At 64.6% G+C, this 17002-nt stretch carries 16 protein-coding genes and 1 pseudogene; 8 read left to right on the plus strand and 9 right to left on the minus strand.

The window, feature by feature from the left end:
* Positions 1–53: 53 nt before the first annotated feature.
* The gene (locus tag ACF8SD_RS21340; RefSeq protein WP_054912743.1) at positions 54–959 is read left to right on the plus strand and encodes a LysR family transcriptional regulator; all 906 of its coding nucleotides are present in this window, start codon (positions 54–56) and stop codon (positions 957–959) included.
* Between the two features lie 104 nt (positions 960–1063).
* The gene (locus ACF8SD_RS21345) at positions 1064–2266 is read left to right on the plus strand and encodes an MFS transporter (protein WP_392484487.1); all 1203 of its coding nucleotides are present in this window, start codon (positions 1064–1066) and stop codon (positions 2264–2266) included.
* A 41-nt stretch (positions 2267–2307) separates the two neighbouring features.
* On the opposite strand, the gene ACF8SD_RS21350 is transcribed toward ACF8SD_RS21345, so the two are convergent.
* Complete coding sequence (locus tag ACF8SD_RS21350; RefSeq protein ID WP_054912745.1) at positions 2308–2919, minus strand: LysE family translocator; 612 nt, start codon at positions 2917–2919, stop codon at positions 2308–2310.
* Between the two features lie 105 nt (positions 2920–3024).
* Between ACF8SD_RS21350 and ACF8SD_RS21355 the strand changes: the two genes are divergently transcribed.
* The gene (locus ACF8SD_RS21355; protein WP_029887073.1) at positions 3025–3999 is read left to right on the plus strand and encodes a GlxA family transcriptional regulator; all 975 of its coding nucleotides are present in this window, start codon (positions 3025–3027) and stop codon (positions 3997–3999) included.
* Positions 4000–4033: 34 nt separating this feature from the next.
* Here the strand turns inward: ACF8SD_RS21355 and ACF8SD_RS21360 are convergent, their stop codons facing one another.
* The 4 genes from ACF8SD_RS21360 to ACF8SD_RS21375 form a co-directional block, all read right to left on the minus strand.
* A complete protein-coding gene (locus ACF8SD_RS21360; protein WP_392484488.1) occupies positions 4034–4885 on the minus strand; it encodes a CAP domain-containing protein in 852 nt (283 codons plus the stop codon).
* Between the two features lie 231 nt (positions 4886–5116).
* Positions 5117–5728: a cell wall hydrolase gene (locus ACF8SD_RS21365; protein WP_054914184.1), complete on the minus strand. Its 612-nt coding sequence runs from the start codon at positions 5726–5728 to the stop codon at positions 5117–5119.
* 32 nt (positions 5729–5760) lie between these two features.
* Positions 5761–6678: an AEC family transporter gene (locus ACF8SD_RS21370; RefSeq protein WP_173888662.1), complete on the minus strand. Its 918-nt coding sequence runs from the start codon at positions 6676–6678 to the stop codon at positions 5761–5763.
* A gap of 124 nt (positions 6679–6802) precedes the next feature.
* Positions 6803–7501, minus strand: coding sequence for a pirin family protein (locus tag ACF8SD_RS21375; RefSeq protein WP_054903943.1), 699 nt, complete (start codon positions 7499–7501; stop codon positions 6803–6805).
* Between the two features lie 184 nt (positions 7502–7685).
* Here ACF8SD_RS21375 and ACF8SD_RS21380 point away from each other — a divergent pair, with 184 nt between their 5' ends.
* From ACF8SD_RS21380 to ACF8SD_RS21390, 3 genes are all read left to right on the plus strand, one after another.
* Complete coding sequence (locus ACF8SD_RS21380) at positions 7686–10190, plus strand: UvrD-helicase domain-containing protein (RefSeq protein WP_173888664.1); 2505 nt, start codon at positions 7686–7688, stop codon at positions 10188–10190.
* A 153-nt stretch (positions 10191–10343) separates the two neighbouring features.
* Entirely contained in the window at positions 10344–11270 is a 927-nt protein-coding gene (locus ACF8SD_RS21385) for an alpha/beta fold hydrolase (RefSeq protein WP_392484489.1), read from the plus strand.
* 67 nt (positions 11271–11337) lie between these two features.
* Positions 11338–11778 (plus strand): VOC family protein, encoded by a 441-nt coding sequence (locus ACF8SD_RS21390; protein ID WP_173888668.1) that lies wholly within the window; start codon positions 11338–11340, stop codon positions 11776–11778.
* A gap of 34 nt (positions 11779–11812) precedes the next feature.
* Here the strand turns inward: ACF8SD_RS21390 and ACF8SD_RS21395 are convergent, their stop codons facing one another.
* Both ACF8SD_RS21395 and ACF8SD_RS21400 read right to left on the minus strand, forming a co-directional pair.
* The gene (locus ACF8SD_RS21395; RefSeq protein ID WP_173888670.1) at positions 11813–12382 is read right to left on the minus strand and encodes a hypothetical protein; all 570 of its coding nucleotides are present in this window, start codon (positions 12380–12382) and stop codon (positions 11813–11815) included.
* Between the two features lie 41 nt (positions 12383–12423).
* A complete protein-coding gene (locus ACF8SD_RS21400) occupies positions 12424–12810 on the minus strand; it encodes a VOC family protein (RefSeq protein WP_173888672.1) in 387 nt (128 codons plus the stop codon).
* A 208-nt stretch (positions 12811–13018) separates the two neighbouring features.
* Here ACF8SD_RS21400 and ACF8SD_RS21405 point away from each other — a divergent pair, with 208 nt between their 5' ends.
* Positions 13019–13933: a LysR family transcriptional regulator gene (locus ACF8SD_RS21405; protein ID WP_173888674.1), complete on the plus strand. Its 915-nt coding sequence runs from the start codon at positions 13019–13021 to the stop codon at positions 13931–13933.
* Between the two features lie 24 nt (positions 13934–13957).
* Here ACF8SD_RS21405 and ACF8SD_RS21410 read toward each other — a convergent pair whose 3' ends face one another.
* Positions 13958–14608 carry a TIGR04211 family SH3 domain-containing protein gene (locus tag ACF8SD_RS21410; RefSeq protein ID WP_173888675.1) on the minus strand — a complete coding sequence of 217 codons (651 nt, stop codon included), beginning with the start codon at positions 14606–14608 and terminating at the stop codon, positions 13958–13960.
* A 188-nt stretch (positions 14609–14796) separates the two neighbouring features.
* Between ACF8SD_RS21410 and ACF8SD_RS21415 the strand changes: the two are divergent.
* Positions 14797–14922: pseudogene (locus ACF8SD_RS21415) on the plus strand (OprD family outer membrane porin); the annotation flags it as partial.
* Positions 14923–15060: 138 nt separating this feature from the next.
* On the opposite strand, the gene ACF8SD_RS21420 reads toward ACF8SD_RS21415, so the two are convergent.
* Entirely contained in the window at positions 15061–16809 is a 1749-nt protein-coding gene (locus tag ACF8SD_RS21420) for a BCCT family transporter (protein WP_173888677.1), read from the minus strand.
* Between the last annotated feature and the right edge of the window lie 193 nt (positions 16810–17002).

Consider the following 17002-nt stretch of genomic DNA (forward strand, 5'->3'; position numbering starts at 1 on the left):
TGACCGGGCTGACGGTTTGTAAGACCTTTGCGAGTTTTCGAGGACGGCCTGACATGGACAAACTTTTGGCGATGAAAATGTTCGTGGCCACCGTCGATGCCCAGGGTTTTTCAGCGGCTGCACGCCGGCTGGGGGTGGCGACCTCGTCGGTGACGCGCCTGGTCGATGCCCTTGAGTCGGCGCTGGGCGCCACCTTGCTCAATCGTTCGACGCGCCAGGTCAGTCTGACCGAGGCAGGCGCGCGCTACTACCAGCGCGCCCGGGGCATCTTCGAGGCGCTGGACGAGGCCGATGCCAGCATCTCGGACCGCGGTGAGGAACCGGTCGGTGTGCTGCGCCTGTGCTTGCCGGTGGAGTTCGGCAGGCGGGTCATCGCCCCGCACCTGGGGCCGTTTCTGGCGCGCCACCCGGCGCTGGAGCTGGACATCGACCTTAGCGACCGCATCGACGACCTGCTCGACGGGCGTTATGACCTGTCGATCCGCCTGGGTGACCCAGCGCCCAGCGATGAAATGGTGTGCCGCCCACTGGGCCGCTTCCAACGCTGGCTGGTCGCCAGCCCGGGCTACCTGGCCGAGCGCGGGCCGCTCCTGCATCCCCGGCAGCTGCTTGAACACGCCTGCCTGCGTTTTCGCTACGGGCAAAAAGCACGGCCCTGGCGCCTGACCTGTGGCCAGGAAAGCCTGGAGCTGGACGTAAGCGGGCCGCTGCGCAGTGCCAACGCCGACATGTTGCGCGAAACGGCGCTGGCGGGCAGCGGTATTGCATTGCTGGCCGACTGGCTGGTACGCGAAGACGTTGAAGGCGGTCGGCTGCAGCGCCTGTTCCCTGAATGGCAAGCCAACCCTGGCACCGCCAACGACTGTATCAACGCCCTGTACCTGCCCAACCACCGGGGTTCGCGACGGGTCAGCGCTTTCATCGGGTTTTGCGAAAATGTGCTGAATACTGGCCGCTAGCGTTGCGCTATACGCAAAGGCGCGTTGCGTAGCTGCCCAATTCTCGGCGCCGCTGCCCGCAGGTAAGGTGGCCGTCATCCCCATACCTTGTCGAGGAACCTCGCATGAACCCTTCCGTCGCGTCAGCGCAACCGGCCACTGCCGGCCTGAGCCGGGCCCTGGTCGTACTCCTGGCGTTCTGCTGCGGCGCTATCGTTGCCAACATCTACTACGCCCAACCCATCGTGGGGCTGATAGCCCCGGACCTGGGGCTGTCTACCGAACATGCCAGCCTGATCGTTTCCCTCACCCAGCTCGGCTATGCCTTGGGCCTGTTGTTGCTGGTACCGTTGGCCGACTTGCTGGAAAACCGTCGTCTAATGGTGGCCACCGCCGTTCTGGCCTGCATCAGCCTGCTGTTGGCAGGTACCAGTGGCAGTGGCCAGGGGCAGTTGTTCCTGGGTTACGCCCTGCTGATCGGCTTCAGTTCAGTGGCGGTGCAGATGCTGATTCCGCTGGCGGCGCACCTGGCGCCCGAGCACCAGCGCGGTCGGGTAGTGGGCAACATCATGGGTGGGTTGCTGCTGGGCATCCTGCTGGCCCGGCCGTTGTCCAGCCTGGTGGCCGACCACTTCGGCTGGCGTGCGGTATTCATCGGCGCTGCCGGGGTGATGTTGGCGATCATCCTGCTGCTGGCGTCGACCCTGCCGCAGCGTCGGCCCGAGCACAAGGCCAGTTACGCAGGGCTGATGCTGTCGCTGCTCACCTTGCTGCGCCATTACCCGCTGCTGCGCCAGCGCTCGCTGTACCAGGCCTTGATGTTCGCCGCATTCAGCCTTTACTGGACGGCGGTGCCGCTGGCCCTGGCTGCAGGGCATGGCCTGTCGCAAAGCCAGATTGCCTTGTTCGCGTTGGTCGGCGCAGTGGGTGCGGTTGCGGCACCCATTGCCGGCCGCCTGGCCGATGCCGGGCATGCCCGGGCGGGGTCGTTCCTGGCGCTGTTACTGGCGCCGGCCGCCTTGCTGCTGGGTTTGACGGTGCCCGGCTACAGCGTGATCGGCCTGGGCCTGACGGGTGTGCTGCTGGATTTTGCGGTGCAGATGAACATGGTGATCGGCCAGCGTGAAGTGTACGCACTGGACCCGGCCAGCCGTGGGCGTTTGAATGCGGTGTACATGACCAGCATCTTCCTTGGCGGGGCGCTGGGTTCGGCAGTGGCCAGTGCGCTGTTCAGCCAGTTTGGTTGGGCAGGGGTGGCATTGGTGGGCGCCGCCTTGCCGGGGGTGGCGCTGCTGGTCTTCGTTTTCCAGGCACGCCAGGCTCGATAGGCGCTGCAACGCCAGTGGCAGTGGCCTGCCTGTGCCAGGGGCTAGCGGCTCAAGGGCAAGGCCACGCCAATCAGGGCGAACAAGCTCCCGCAGCAGCGATTGAAGCCTTTGCCTGCTTTGCTCAGCCAGGGCCGAACTCGGTACGCCAGCCGCGCCAGCAGGTATTCGACCAGAAACTCGACGCTGGCGAAGGTGGCCGCCATGACCACGAACTGCAACAGCAGCCCGCGCTGTGGGTCGATGAACTGTGGCAGGAACGCGCCGTAGAACAGCAGCACCTTGGGGTTGGCCATGGCCGACAGCAGCCCTTGGCGAAACAACCCTGCGTTGTTCAGCCCAGCGTTGCCCGCATTGAGTTCCAACTGCAGGCCTGGGCTGCGCCACAGCTGAACACCTAGCCAGACCAGGTAGGCACCCCCTAGCCATTTCAGTACGCCAAGCACCGACGCCGAGGCCTGCAGCAATGCACCAAGCCCGAACATCGCCAGGGCGATGAGCGCGCTGAAGCCGAACACGCCGCCGACAATGGTGAACAGGGTTCGCCGGGCCCCATACAGGGCGCCGTGGGTCAAGGCCAGCAGGCTGTTAGGGCCTGGGGTGAGCGACAAACCGATGCTCGCCAGCAGGTAGATGAGCCATGTGTCGAGGTTCATGCCGGGTAACGCCATGTGATGAACAGGGCGCCAGTCTAGGGCGCAATGGTGGCGCTGGCAGGGTAATATCCGGACATTCGATGGTACTTTCTGGACGTGAATACCGTGTATCCCGATATTCGCTTGCTGATCTTGCCGCTACCGGATTTTGCCTTGCTGCCGTTTGGCGCCTTCCTCGACAAGTTGCGCTTCAGCGCCGATGACGAGGACTACAGCCAGCAGCGTTATTGCAGCTGGACGGTGGCGGGGCTGGGTGGTGAACCGGTGCCTTCCAGCAGCGGTGCAGTGCTGCAGGTCGAGGCCGTGGCCGGCGACCTCGAGCTGGCCAGTTTCGACTACCTGGTGCTGTTCGGCGGGCGCAATGCCATGGCCACCGCCGCACTTGCACCGCGCTACCAGGCTTTGCTCAAGCGCGCCAGCAAGGCGGGCGTCAAATTGGTCGGGGTCGACAATGGTGTTTTCCTGCTGGCGGCGTGCGGCTTGTTGCGTGGGCACAAGGTGGTGGTGCACTGGCGCCACGAAGCCGAATTCCGGGCGGCGTTCCCGCATGTGCAGCTACTGCCTGAGCAACTGTACTGCATCGATGGCAACCGTATTACCTGCGCCGGTGGCACGGCGGCCATCGACCTGGCTGTCGCGCTGCTGTCACGTGCCTGCGGTCGCACGCGGGCACTCAAGGGCTTGGCCGACATGCTGGTGGATGAAACCCGCGACAGCCGCCATGCCTTGCGCTCCCTGGAGCCGGGCAGCGGGCCGGGGCGCCAGGTGCAGAAGGCGCAGGCACTGATGCGCCATCACCTGGGGGCGCCGCTGGCGGTGGAGCAACTGGCGGCAGCGTTGGGCATCAGCCGGCGCCAGCTGGACCGGCAGTTTCATGCCAGTCATGGCCTGAGTGCCAAGGCCTGGTGGCGCGAAATGCGCCTGCAGCAAGCACGCTGGCGCTTGCTCAACTCCACCCACAGCCTGGCGCAGATTGCCGATGAAGTCGGCCTGGGCGATGCCAGTTACCTGGGCAAATGCCTGCGGGCGCGGTTTGGCTGTACCGCGCTCGAGCTGCGAGCAGCTACACACCAGGGCTGAAGCGCGCCTGACAGGGTTGCAAGGGGGCTCGAATTCACTGTGGTGTGCCGAACAGTGCGGTCCAGTAGATGCCCGCATCGCTCTTCGGGTCCACTGCGTAGGCAGCCCCCAGGTCGCGGAACTCGGGGTTCATCAACGTGGCACAGTGCCCGGGGCTGTCCAGCCAGCCTTCGACCACCTTGTGCGCAGTGTCACGCCCAGCAGCAATGTTCTCGCCGATCTGCTGATACAGGTAGCCGGCCAGCTCCGCCCGGTCGCCGGGGGTGCGGCCATCCTTGTCGATGTGGTCGAAGAAATTCTGGTTGGCCATGGCCCGCGTGTGGTTGGCGGCAGCCCCCGCCAGCACCGTGTTCCAGCTTAACGGCGGGGCGGCAGCGAAGGGTTGCCCGCCACACTGCCGGGCCACCTTGCGGGCCGCGTTGATTTCCTCCACCACCTTCTGCCCTTCGGCTTGCCAGTCACCGAGGCGGCCACTGAGCAGTGGCCGGGCCAGCACGATACGCCAATCGCGGCCTTCCTGGCTGACGCCGATGTCGACGAACTGCGGGTCCAGCACCACCTGGCAGAAACTTTCCTCGATGGCATGCATGGCCGCAGGCGCATCGCGCGGCCCCGACAGGCTGATGGCCTGCACATTGACCATAGGGTAGGCCGCCCGGGTCATGGCCTGCTGCAGATCGCGGGTGCCCTCCGGCGACAGCGCCAGGCGGGTATCGCTGTTCAGCGGTGGCAGTTCCAGCGATGCCTCGCCACCGCAAGGTTGGGCCTGGCTGCGGTAGGCATTGATCGACGCGATCAGTTGCGCTTCTTCGCCGGTAATGGCCAATGCCCCGGTCGAAATCAACAGGCCAAGCGACAAGGCGGCAACGGATGACAGCACGCGCATGTGTATCTCCCTATGACTGGCAGCGGCGTGGTAGGCGCTGCTCATCCTACACAAGCTCGGGGCTTTTGGCCCAGGCGGGTGCAAGGCAAATAAAACGCCGGCAAACAGTGCCGGCGGTACACGAAGGGAGGTAGACCATTGCCCGCCGCAAAAGTGCGAAGCTTGGGCAAACAAACCTAAAAGCCGGCGACAAGTCGGGTGACAGGGCAGTGTGCGCTAACACGTGCCTTGTCAGCGGGCCAACGCCTGGTTGGGTTTGTAGAACAAAAAGTGCGTGGTCTTGGCCGTTCGGCGATAAGCCTTGGCCCAGGCTGGATGCACACTGCGGTCATGGAAGTAGAGCGCGCCGCCAGTGGAGTCCTGCAACTGCTGGTTGAGGGCTTTGCGCGCAATTTCCTTGGCAACGTCGTAGCGCTGCGGCTCCTCGACCTGGTCGGGGCGCCCGTCGCACCACCAGGAAAACTGGCAGGCTTTGCTTTCAACGCCCTGCTTGACCACACCACAGATGGTATCCGGAAAGCCATCCTGGCCCAGGCGGTTCAGCACCACGCTGGCCACGGCGGCCATGTCTTTGGCATCGGCCCCCTTGGCTTCCCAGTAAAGGGTGCGCGCCAGGCAGGTAAGGCTGTCATCCAGCGGTGCCTTGCCAGCCGGGTCCACGGCCTGCGCTTCGCTCGGGGTCAACTTTTCGGCGGGCTTGGGCGGGGGCGCTGCCTCGACCACTTTTTCTTCAAGGGCCTCGGCCTTGCCCTCGGCCACGGCGGCTTTGGCGGGGTCGGCAGCGTGCAAGGGGGCGGCAAGCAGGGCGGTGGTCAGGCCGATCAGCATCCACGAAAAGCGCATGGTCGAACTCCGAACGGTGGGCTGATGCCAGTCTAGCCAAGCGTAAGCATTAATACCAAAGGCAGGGTGGCGGCGGCGGCCACGGTTTGCAGGGCGATGATGGTGGCCATCAACGGTGCATTGCCGCCCATTTGCCGCGCCATTACGTAGGAGGACGAGGCTGTCGGCAGTGCCTGGAACAGCACCGCCACCACTGCGGCCTGGCCGCCCAGGCCCAGCAGCCGGCACAGGCCCCAGGTGGTCACGGGCATGACCAGGAACTTGAACGCCGAAGCCGCCATTAATGGCCGCGCCTGCTGGCCGAGGCGGGCGCCGCCCAGCGCTGCCCCCACGCACAGCAGCCCCAGCGGCAGGGCAGCCTGGCCCAGGGCCTTGACCGTGGGCTCGATACCCGGCGGCAGGCCCAGCCCGGTCACGCGCAGCAGCAGGCCACCCGCGCAGCCGACAATCAGCGGGTTGGCGAAGATTGCCTTCAGCACGGTTGCTGGCGAACTGTGGCGGGCGCTGAAGCGGGCGAACACCAGCACGCAGAGCAGGTTGACCAGGGGCACGATGGCCGCGTTGGCAACCGCGGCCAGGGCTATGCCGGCGCTGCCGTAGAGGCCGGCAGCCAGGGTGGCACCAATGTAGTTGTTGAAGCGGATACCGCCCTGGAACACCGAGGTGAAATCGGCACCCTCGTGGTCTGCCATGCCTTGGTAGAGCACCAGCATCACCGCGCCCGCCAAGGTGGAAAGCATCAGCGCGCCGACCATGCCCAGCACCGGCACACCCTCCAGGTTGGCGGTGGCCAGGCCATGCAGGAACAGCGCTGGCAGCAGTACGTAGTAGCTAAGGCGTTCAGCGCCAGGCCAGAAGGTTTCGGCCAGAAACCCCCGCAGGCGCAGGAAAGTACCCAGGGCAATCAGCAGAATGATCGGGAGCAGGGTGGTCAGCAGCAACTGCAGCATGTCAACGTTCCGTGGTCGGGTACCGGCACAGACTACGGCTACGCAACGATTTGTGAAACGGTATTGACTGCACTCGCTGCTGAAAACGACAGCCCGGCTGACCACCAAGCCTGCCGGGTGAAGGTCAGGCCACGTCCACCAGCACGATCTCGCTGTCTTCGATGGCGGTCACGCGCAGAAGCTGCTCCTGCTCGATGGCCACACCATCACGCGCCTCGACCCGCAGGCCGTTGACTTCCACCCGGCCCTTGGCGGGTACCAGGTAGCCCCGGCGATCGGCGTCGAAACGGTATTCGGCGGTCTCACCCGCTTTCAGGGTGGCAGCCACCAGGCGTGCATCGGTGCGGATCTGCAGGCTGTCTTCATCGCCGGCGCGGCCGCTGGCCAGGGTCACGAAGCCTTCGCCACGTTCACCTTTGGGGAATGGTCGGCTACCCCATTGCGGTGCTTCACCGGTGCGTTCCGGCACGATCCAGATCTGGAAGATACGGGTATCGACGTCTTCCAGGTTGTACTCGCTGTGCACGATGCCGGTACCGGCACTCATCACCTGGACGTCACCGGCCTCGGTCCGGCCTTTATTGCCAAGGCTGTCCTGGTGGGTGATCGCGCCTTCGCGCACATAAGTGATGATTTCCATGTCACGGTGTGGGTGCGGAGGGAAGCCGCTGCCGGCCGCGATCAGGTCATCGTTCCAGACCCGCAGGTTGCCCCAGTGCATGCGCGCTGGGTCGTAGTACTCGGCAAAGGAAAAATGATGGTGGGCGTCGAGCCAGCCGTGGTTGGCATGGCCGAGGCTATCGAACGAACGAAGTTGCAGCATGGTCGCGCTCCTTGAATCAGTGGATGAGGCCATGATGCGCCAAAGAAGCATCGAAAATAAGCGTAAATATCGGCTTAAAACAATCGAATTAGTGGTTCTATAACCTGCAAGTACTTATCCGCTTCATCGCCTAATCCCCTGATCTGCAAGCATTCGCTGGCCATTTTTGGTCGATGCGGCGAACATGCCCATTGTTTCTGTTCAGCAAGGAGTGACCGTGGCCCAAGAGCTACCCCAGGCCCCCGCCGACCTTACCCCGCCCGCCCAGTTGCCCTGGTTTCGCCGTGTGGCGGCGCGCCTGCTGGGGCGCTGCCTGACCCGCCTGCAGGCGCAGCATCGGGACTCATGGTTCCTGGGCCATGCCACCGGGCAACGCAGGGGCCATGCCGAGGGTGTGCGCGATGGTTTCGAGCGTGGCCGGGAAGCCGGCTACGAGGCCGGGCGCCAGGTGCTGGTGATCCGCGACAGCCGCCCCGAGGATGCTGCCGTGCCTGGCTGCGACGACAACCTCTTCGACGACTGGCGCCTGCCGCTGACGGCTGAACTGAAAAAACGCTTCAAGGCCGATGTGGCCCTGCGCCTGCCCGCCGAAGCGCAACCCAGCGCTGCGCAATGGAAGCTGATTTTCAGCGACACCCCGTCTACCTGCGTGGTGGCCGGGGCGGGCGCGGGCAAATCGACGTCGCTGGTACTGCGCATCCTGCTGTTGCGCCATTACCTGGGCTACGAGCTGGACGCGATGACCGTGGTCACCTTTACCCGCGAGTCGCGCAAAGACTTCATCAAGCGCCTGTTGCAGGTGTTCGCCCTTTGGCAGATCAACCTGCAACCGGCGCAGGCGCGCGAGCTGGTGCGGACCTTCCATTCACGCATTCTGCCGCTGGTGCGCAGCCTGCCGGGTTTTGACCAGCTGCGTGCTTTCGAAACGCTGGGCAGCGACATGCCAGCCGGGCGCGAAGCCGAGGCCGACAGCAACCCGTTCGACCTGCGTTTGAATGACGCCCAACGCCAGCAACTGAACCAGTGCTACAGCCGCGTGCTGCATGAAAGCCCACGCTTTGCCGAGCTGGTCGGCTTGCTGCGAAGCGAAGCCTTGCAGCTCAAACCCCTGGACCCGAACAACCCCGAGGTGCAAAAACGCGCCCAGGTTACGCAATTGGCTGCGCAGCGCGACGAAGAGCTGTGTGATGTGATCGAGGACCTCTGGTTCGCTGCCGGCGCCTGGCCGATCACAGGTATCGAACCGTGCCGCGATACCGTCGAGATCCGTGGCAGCCGGTTTCATGTGCATGGGCGCCTGGCGGGGGGCGGGCCGTTGGTGGTGCTCGGCTTCGACCCGACGGAAAGCGCGCAGTACCAGCGCCCTGGCGCCAAGCTGGCGGTACGCGGTGAGTGGGCGGTCAAACGCACTTTGTTGCAGGCGTTCTGCGACCGGCCGCTGATCTGGCTCGACAACTACGCCATGGCCCGGCGCCTGGCAGCGTCGCTGGCCGGTGATGCCGTGGCGGGCCCTGGCTTCGAGTACAAGGTCAAGGGCGAGCTGGCGGCGGTGCCACTGCTGGATGCGTTCGTGGGGGCTGCCAATTTCATCGAGAACCTTGGCCTTGAGGTGAACACGGCCGTGGCGTCGATGAGTTTCCCCAGCGGTGACAGCGACGCGCTGTTCTTCGAGGCCCTGGCCTTGTACTGGAAAGCCCTGGAAGCGCACCTGCTGGGCCTGTCGCCACCGGTGATGAGCTACAACCGCATGTTCGCGCTGTTCGGCGAAAACAACCCGGAAAACCTGCGCCTGCTACCCGACCCGCTGTTGCGGCCATTGGCGCACCTGATGATCGACGAGTTCCAGGACGTGTCGCCACAGATCGTCAGCTGGCTGCGTGCGAGTTTGCGCGAAATACGCCGACGCGGCCCGGCCATGCATACCGGACGGCATGCCCAGCATTCGTCACTGCTGTGCGTGGGCGACGACTGGCAGTCGATCTATGGCTGGCGCGGCAGTTCACCCAAGTACTTCATGGAATTCACCAAGGCCTTTGCTGCGCCGGCCAACACCCGCGTGATGCTGGTCGATAACTACCGTTGCCAGCAACAGGTGATCGATGCCGCCGAGCACCTGGTCAAGGGCACCCCGGCAATTGCCGGCAAGAAGGCCCGCGCCAGCGGCCCCGCCGCGCAATTGCCAGGCTCGCCGGTCAAGGTCTTCGACCGGGATGAGGCAGCCTTGGGCCAGACACTGATGGAGCACTACCAGCGCGGCGAGACGGTGATGATGCTGTACCGCAAGGGCAGCGACCGGGTACTGATGAGCGAGCACCTGCAAAGCGTGGTGCAAGCCGAGGCGGCGCTGCCGGCCGAGCAACGCCGGCTGCGCCAGCTGACCTACCACAGTGCCAAGGGGCTGCAAGCCGACGCGGTGTTCATGCTCGGCGACTGCCAGTACCTGACCAGCTCCCCTTACAAGAACCAGGTCTACCGCCAGGCCGGGTTGGGCAAGGCCGCAGACGCCCAGCCGTTCGATACCGCGCAGAAGGAAGAAGTGCAGCGCCTGGCCTACGTGGCAGTGACCCGTGCCGTGCAGCACTGCTATTGGCACGTCGAGGCAGCCAGCGGCGAAGCGGCTGTAGCGCCAAGGGCGTCTGCACGGGTCGATGGCCGGCAGGCATTCTTCGAGGATCTGCGCGGGCAGTGAAGGGCGCTGTGGCCGGCGAGCAAGGGGTGCCGTTCAGCTGAGGGGTGTCGGTCTGGCCTATGCAAGTGTCGGCCCGGCACCAACGCGGCTGCCGGCATCGCGCCAAGGTAGGGGGTGTCGCGGCCTTGCCAGGCCATAGTCAGGAAGCTACCCATGCGTTCATCGTCGACACCCAAGGACTACTTGCTGGACAACAATGGCATCGAAATCGCGGTGCGCTGCTGGGGCCGGGAGGACGGGATGCCGGTCTTGGCCTTGCATGGCTGGCTGGACAATGCAGCCTCGTTCGACCGCTTGGCACCGCTGCTCGAACACTGTTTCGTCGTTGCCCCCGACCTGGTCGGCCATGGGCGTTCCGACCATCGTCGGCACGACAGTGGCTATTACCTGTGGGAACACGCAGAGGACATGCTGGCGGTTGCCGACAGCCTCGGCCTGAGCCAATTCCATGTGCTGGCCCACGGCATGGGTACGGGCGTGGCGTCGCTGCTCGCGGCCATGACCAGCGGCATCGCCAGCATGACGTTCCTCGACGGCATGGGGGCACCGTTCACCGTCGCCGAGGATGACCGCGTGCAGCACCTGGCGCGGGCCTATCGGCTCAAACGCATGGTGCAGCGCAGCCAGCTACCGGGCTTCGGCGAGCCGGGCGACGCCCGCTTCGATGACCTCGACACCGCCTTGGCGCAACGCCGCGAGCGGCTGGACTCCGAGCTGTCCGAAGGCGCCGCCCGCTTGTTGGCCATGCGTGACCTGTTGCAACTGGGCGAGGGCTATTGCTGGCGCCACGACCCGCGGCTGGTGCTGCCCGAACCCATGCCGCTGACCGAGCGCGAAGCGTGCGACCTGCTCAGCCAGATCCGCTGCCCGTTGTACCTGATGTTCGGCCGCCAGGGGGCATTTGCCGGCGATGCGTTCAGCCAGCGCCAGGCGGCTTTGCCCGACCATGCGAAGGTGTCCTGGCACCCGGGCGGTCATCACTTCCACCTGGACGCGCCGGACCGGGCGCTGGTCGACCAACTGCTGCGCATCATCGCGCGGCACGAAGGGGGCATGTTGCAACGCCTGGTGAATGAGTAGCGGGTGCTGGTGATGGCCTGGGCGCCTGCGCTATGGTGGTACACCCCCAGGCCAGCCGGAGCCCGCCATGCGACCCTTCGCCATCCAGCACATCGACCACCTGGTACTGCGGGTCAGTGACCTGCCGCGCAGCGTGGCGTTCTATACCGACCTGCTTGGCTGTTCGGTCAGCCGCGTGCGTGAGGATCTGGGCATGGTGCACCTGGCCACGGGCACGGCGATGATCGACCTGGTTACGCTGGACGGGCCACTGGGGCGAACCGGTGGTGCGGCGCCGGGCGCCGAGGGGCGCAACCTGCATCATTTCTGCCTGCGTATCGAGCCATTCGATGAGCCCGCCTTGCTGGCCTACCTGCAGGCGGCGGGGGTGCAGGTAGAACCTGCCGAGAAACGCTACGGTGCCGAGGGCGAAGGGCCGTCGCTGTACTGCTACGATCCGGATGGCAACCAGGTCGAGCTTAAAGGGCCGATAGCGCCAGTGGCAGCGGTGCATCCCCTCGGGGTTTAACCCTGGCGGCGCCGCACACTGGGGCGGGCAACCATCAGTCGAAATAGCCACGCAGCCCGAACGCGTAGCCGGTGTCCACGGTGGCCGGCCGGCCCCGGCTCCAGCGCTTTTTCAACACGAACTCGAACGCCGGCTCGTACAAGGCGTCGCGCACCAGTGCGCCGGCCAGCACCTCCACGTCATACCAGCCATTGTCCAGCTCGATGATCGGCCGCCCCGGGACCTGGTAACGCGCCAAGAAGTCACCCAGCGTCTTGGGCGTGAAGTGCTGAAGCATCCGCCAGGTATATAGCATCAGCGCCCCGTGCTCGACGCGCAGCACATAGCCATTGCGCTGGTGCTTCAGGCGGCTGCCAGCTTCGCGCAGCGCCGGTGTGTGGCTGTCCAGGGTGAACAGAATGCGGTACGGCAGGTTATCGACGCCGGCCAGTGGCAGCACCACACCTTCACTCACCGCGTGGTCGCCGCTGTCGCCATGGGTGAAGGCGTAGGCCAGGTCATCGGGCAGTTGCTGTTGCTGCTTGAACTGTTCAAGCAACTGGATATCGCCAAGCAGAAAGTAGTCGACGCCGTCATTGAGCACTTCGCTGAATTCGTGGCGCATCGGTTTTCCTTATTGTTGCGCATTGCCATAGCGGCATGGGGTTAGTGCTTCTGTGCGATCTGGATCAGGTTGCCGCAGGTGTCATCGAACACCGCGAGGGTAACCGCACCCTTGTCGGTAGGGGGCTGGGTGAACTGGACGCCGGCGGCGCAGAGCCGGGCATACTCTGCCTGAATGTCACGCACGGCGAAGGAGGTGGCGGGGATACCCGCTTGCTTGAGTGCAGCTTTGTAGGTTTTGGACGCCGGGTGGTCATCTGCCTCCAGCAGCAACTCAACGCCGTTGGGGTCGTTGGGCGAGGTGAGGGTCAGCCAGCGGTGGTCGCCCATGGGGATGTCCTGCTTGGGCTCGAAACCGAGTACGTAATGGTAGAAAGCAAGGGCTTTGGCTTGATTGTCGACGAGGATGCTGGTGACGACGATCTTCATGAGTGCACACCGTATGCCTAGGGTCGATAAGCATCAGTAAAGACGCTCAGGGCCATTTGACCAGTGCGCTTGAGCCTACCCAGGGAAAACCTGCTCAAGCCATAGGCAAATGCTTGATCCGCCAGCCACCGCCCGGGCGCCTGCGGGGGTAAAGTGTCAGCCATGATCCCAATTTCCGTGCGCCCAGGCCGGCGCCAGAGAGGTAAGCGTGGCTGCCTATACCCTGCGACAACTCAAGTACTTCGTCACTACGGTGGAAGCCGGTAGCGTGGCGGAGGCTTCGCGCCAGCTTTACATCGCCCAGCCGTCGATCTCCACGGCCATCAAAGGCCTGGAGGAAAGCTTCGGGGTGCAGTTGTTCATCCGCCACCATGCTCAGGGTGTGTCGTTGACGCCCAGCGGCAAGCGCTTTTACGCCAAGGCCAAGTCGCTGCTGCAGATGGCCCATGAGTTCGAACAAAACGCCCTGGCCGACAATGACACCGTTGCCGGGCAGATTGATATCGGTTGTTTCGAAACCGTGGCGCCGTTGTACCTGCCACGGCTGATTGCCGGTTTCCGCCAGCGCTACCCTGGCGTGGATATCCGCCTGCGCGACGGCGAGCAGCAGGACCTGATCCAGGGCCTGACGGCAGGCAGCTTCGACCTGGCGTTTCTCTATGATCACGACCTCGATGGCACCATCGAGGCCGAGCCGCTGATGCCGCCGCAAAAGCCTTACGTATTGCTGCCGGAGAACCACCGTTTTGCCAGCCAGGGCCAGGTCTCGCTGCGCGACCTGTGCCCGGAGCCGATGATCTTGCTCGACGTGGCGCCCAGCCGTACCTACTTCGTCAGCCTGTTCAACGAACTGGGCCTCACGCCGAACATCGTCTTCAGTTCGCCCTCGATCGAGATGGTGCGCGGCATGGTCGGGCAGGGGTTCGGTTTCTCGCTGTTGGTCACCCGGCCGCATTCGCCCTACACCTACGACGGCCAGCGCCTGGTCATGCTGGACATCACCGAGCCGGTGGCGCTGTCGGGGTTGGCCGCGGCTTGGTTGAAGCGTGTACAGCTGACCAAGCCGGCGCAGTTGTTCGTGGCGTTCTGCCGCGAAGAACTGGCCAAGTTCCAAGACCTGTAGCCGCGCCGCGGTGCATGACGCCGTTCAGAACCAGCGGTCGTTCTTCTTGCGCCCGCGGGTCAGCGCCGGCAGGATCAGCCCGGCCAGCAGGCCCGCGCCGGCGATGCTGCCACCGTAGACCATGTAGCGCATCATCACCTGTTTGTTCTCATCGCCCAGGCGCGCCTGGGTATCGCGCAGCTCCGACTGGCTCTGGTCGTATTGCTCGTTGAGTGCCTTATTGCGTGCCTCCAGCTCGTCGATCAGCTTCTTGCGCGAATCCAGGGTTTCCTGCATGCCTTGCACGCGGTTCTTCCAGCTGTCGTCGATGGTCTTCAACTGGCCGGTGAGCTCTGCCACCTGCGCATCCAGCAACGGCAGCCGTTCGTTCTGGCCGGGAACAGACTGCAGGTCATCGCTGAGGATCCACACCACGTCGCCATTCTGGCCGCGCACCTGGCTGTACTTGCCCTGGCTGCCAAGCAGTGTCAGCTTTTGCCCGGATTTGAGTGTGCCGACAATGCGATGGCCGTCGGTCGGCCCGCTACGCACATAGGTGCTCAGGCTGTCGCTGACCCAGCGTGCGTCGCTGGCGGGTTCTTCGGCATGCACGGGTGCGGCAAGCGCCAGCAGGGCGGCGATCAGGCTGCCGCGCAGGGCAGGGAGGGCGGAGGCGGTTGGGCGGGAATCGGGCATGTTGGTCTTCGCTGCAACGGGGAAAAAGTAGGCCGGTGACTGGGCCGATGAACCGGTCGGTGGGTTGACCGTCAGCGAATGACCTTTTTTTTGTCGGCAGGTTCACTGCCTGGCGTCGGAAATATCTGCAGGATGTTGCAGCGCCCAGGCCGTGCCCGGGCGCTGCCGATGACGCAATCGTGCGCCGGGGTGCCGAGGGCAACCCGTAGACCGACCAGAAACGCTGGGAGCGCGATATCGAGGTCAAGTACGTGGTGCAGAGCGGTGCGGCCAAGGACTTGGCGCTGCGCGTACGCCAGGCCACCACCCGCGCCCATTTCGCGGGCACGCCCGCTCCCACAGGGGATCGCGCATTTCTTGAGTTCAGCGCCAAACGTGTAGGAGCGGGCGCGCCCGCGAAGGGCTGCAAAGCAGCCCCAATAACGCTTAGTAGCCGTTACCGCTGCGCGGGTTCAGGTGTTTGCGGTTTCGCTCGCAGCCTCAGCCGTCTTGACCGACGCCTTTTTCTCCTGCACCACGATATAGAACTCTTCGCCATGCTTCACCGCCCCATACAGCACGGCTTTTTCGATCAACTCGTTGCCGCGCAGCTGGCGCAGCATCATCGGGTCCTTGCGCAGGTCGCGGTACAGCGCCAGGCAAAGCAGCACCATCACTACCACAAACGGCAGGGCCACCACGATCGTGAGGTTCTGTAGCCCGGTCAGCGCTTCGCCAGGGTCCCGTGGGTCGCCGATCGCCAACATGATGGCCGCGACCGTCCCGGTCAATGCGCCCCAGAAGATCACCGTGCGCCGCGAAGGCGCGGTGGTGCCGTGCTCCGACAGGGTGCCCATCACCAACGACGCTGCGTCGGCGCCGGAGACGAAGAAGATACCCACCAGCACCATCACCAGCACTGACGTCGCCGAGGCCAGCGGGTAGCTGTCCAGCAACTGGTACAACGCATGGTTGCTGTTGACTGCCCCGTTGGCCAGCTGGAAAGCACCTTCGCGCAGGGCATCGACGGCCGCGCCGCCGAAGATGGTGAACCACACCAGGCTGACCAGGCTCGGCACCAGCAGCACGCCGGTAACGAACTGGCGGATGGTGCGGCCACGGCTGATGCGGGCAATGAACATGCCCACGAACGGCGTCCAGGAAATCCACCAGGCCCAATAGAACACTGTCCAGCCGGCCAGCCAGCTGTTCATCTGCTCGCCACCGCTGGCGTTGGTACGGGCCATCATTTCCGGCAGCATCTTGATGTAGATGCCGAGCGAGGTCGGCAGCAGGTTCAGCATGAGCAGGGTCGGCCCGACCATGAACACGAACAGCGCCAGCACCAGGGCCAGCACCATGTTGATGTTGGACAACCACTGGATGCCCTTGCCGATGCCCGATACCGCCGACGAGACGAAGGCGATGGTCAGCAGGGTGATGATGGAGATGTAGAACAGCTTGCCGGGGCTCTCGATCCAGCCGTTGTATTCCAACCCGCCGGCGATCTGCAGGGCGCCCAGGCCCAGCGAGGCCGCCGAGCCGAAGAGCGTGGCGAAGATTGCCATCATGTCGATCAGGCGGCCAAGCGGGCCGTTGGCGTGCTTGCCGATCAACGGCCGGAAGGCCGCGGAAATCAACTGTGAGCGGCCCCGGCGGAAGGTCCCGTAGGCGATGACCAGGCCGACGATGGCGTACATGGCCCAAGGGTGCAAGGTCCAGTGGAAGAGGGTGGTCGCCATGGCGACCTGCATCGCTTCGCTGGTCTGCCCGCTGGCCGAGCCGGGCGGCGGTGACACGTAGTGCGACAGCGGCTCGGCCACGCCGAAGAACATCAGGCCGATACCCATGCCGGCACTGAACATCATCGCCACCCAGGACACCGTGCGAAACTCAGGCTGTTCGCCATCGCGGCCAAGCGGTACCCGCCCGTAGCGGCTGGCGGCCAGCCACAGCACGAACACCACGAACAGGGTGGAGGTCAGTACGAAAAACCAGCCAAAATTGAGAATGACCCACGATTGCGCAGTGGACGCGCTGCGCGCCAGGCTGGCCTGGTTGATGAAGCCCCAGAGCACGAAAGCGATGGCCAGGATGCTGGTGAAACCGAAGACTACCCAGTCCAGCTTGCCCTCGAAACGCCGGTCCTGGCGGGCTTCTGCGGTTTTCGAGGGGTCTGTAACGCCAAGGTCGAGTGTTTCGTTGATGTGTTCCTTTACCATGAATGCTGACGCCCCTGTTTGGCTTACCTGTTCGTACAGGCTTGTAGTTGTGTGGGCTACCGAGGCCGTTGCCGGCCTCGGCGGGGTGAAGTGCTGGCGGATTATCCTGCGCGGCCGGCGCCGGCGCCTGTCCCGATAGCGTCCTGGGGCTGCCCTTGCGCGACTTGGCAAATACTTTTAGTTCTGGGGGCAA

The organism is Pseudomonas sp. CJQ_9 (assembly GCF_043106615.1).
Lineage (GTDB): Bacteria > Pseudomonadota > Gammaproteobacteria > Pseudomonadales > Pseudomonadaceae > Aquipseudomonas > Aquipseudomonas juntendi.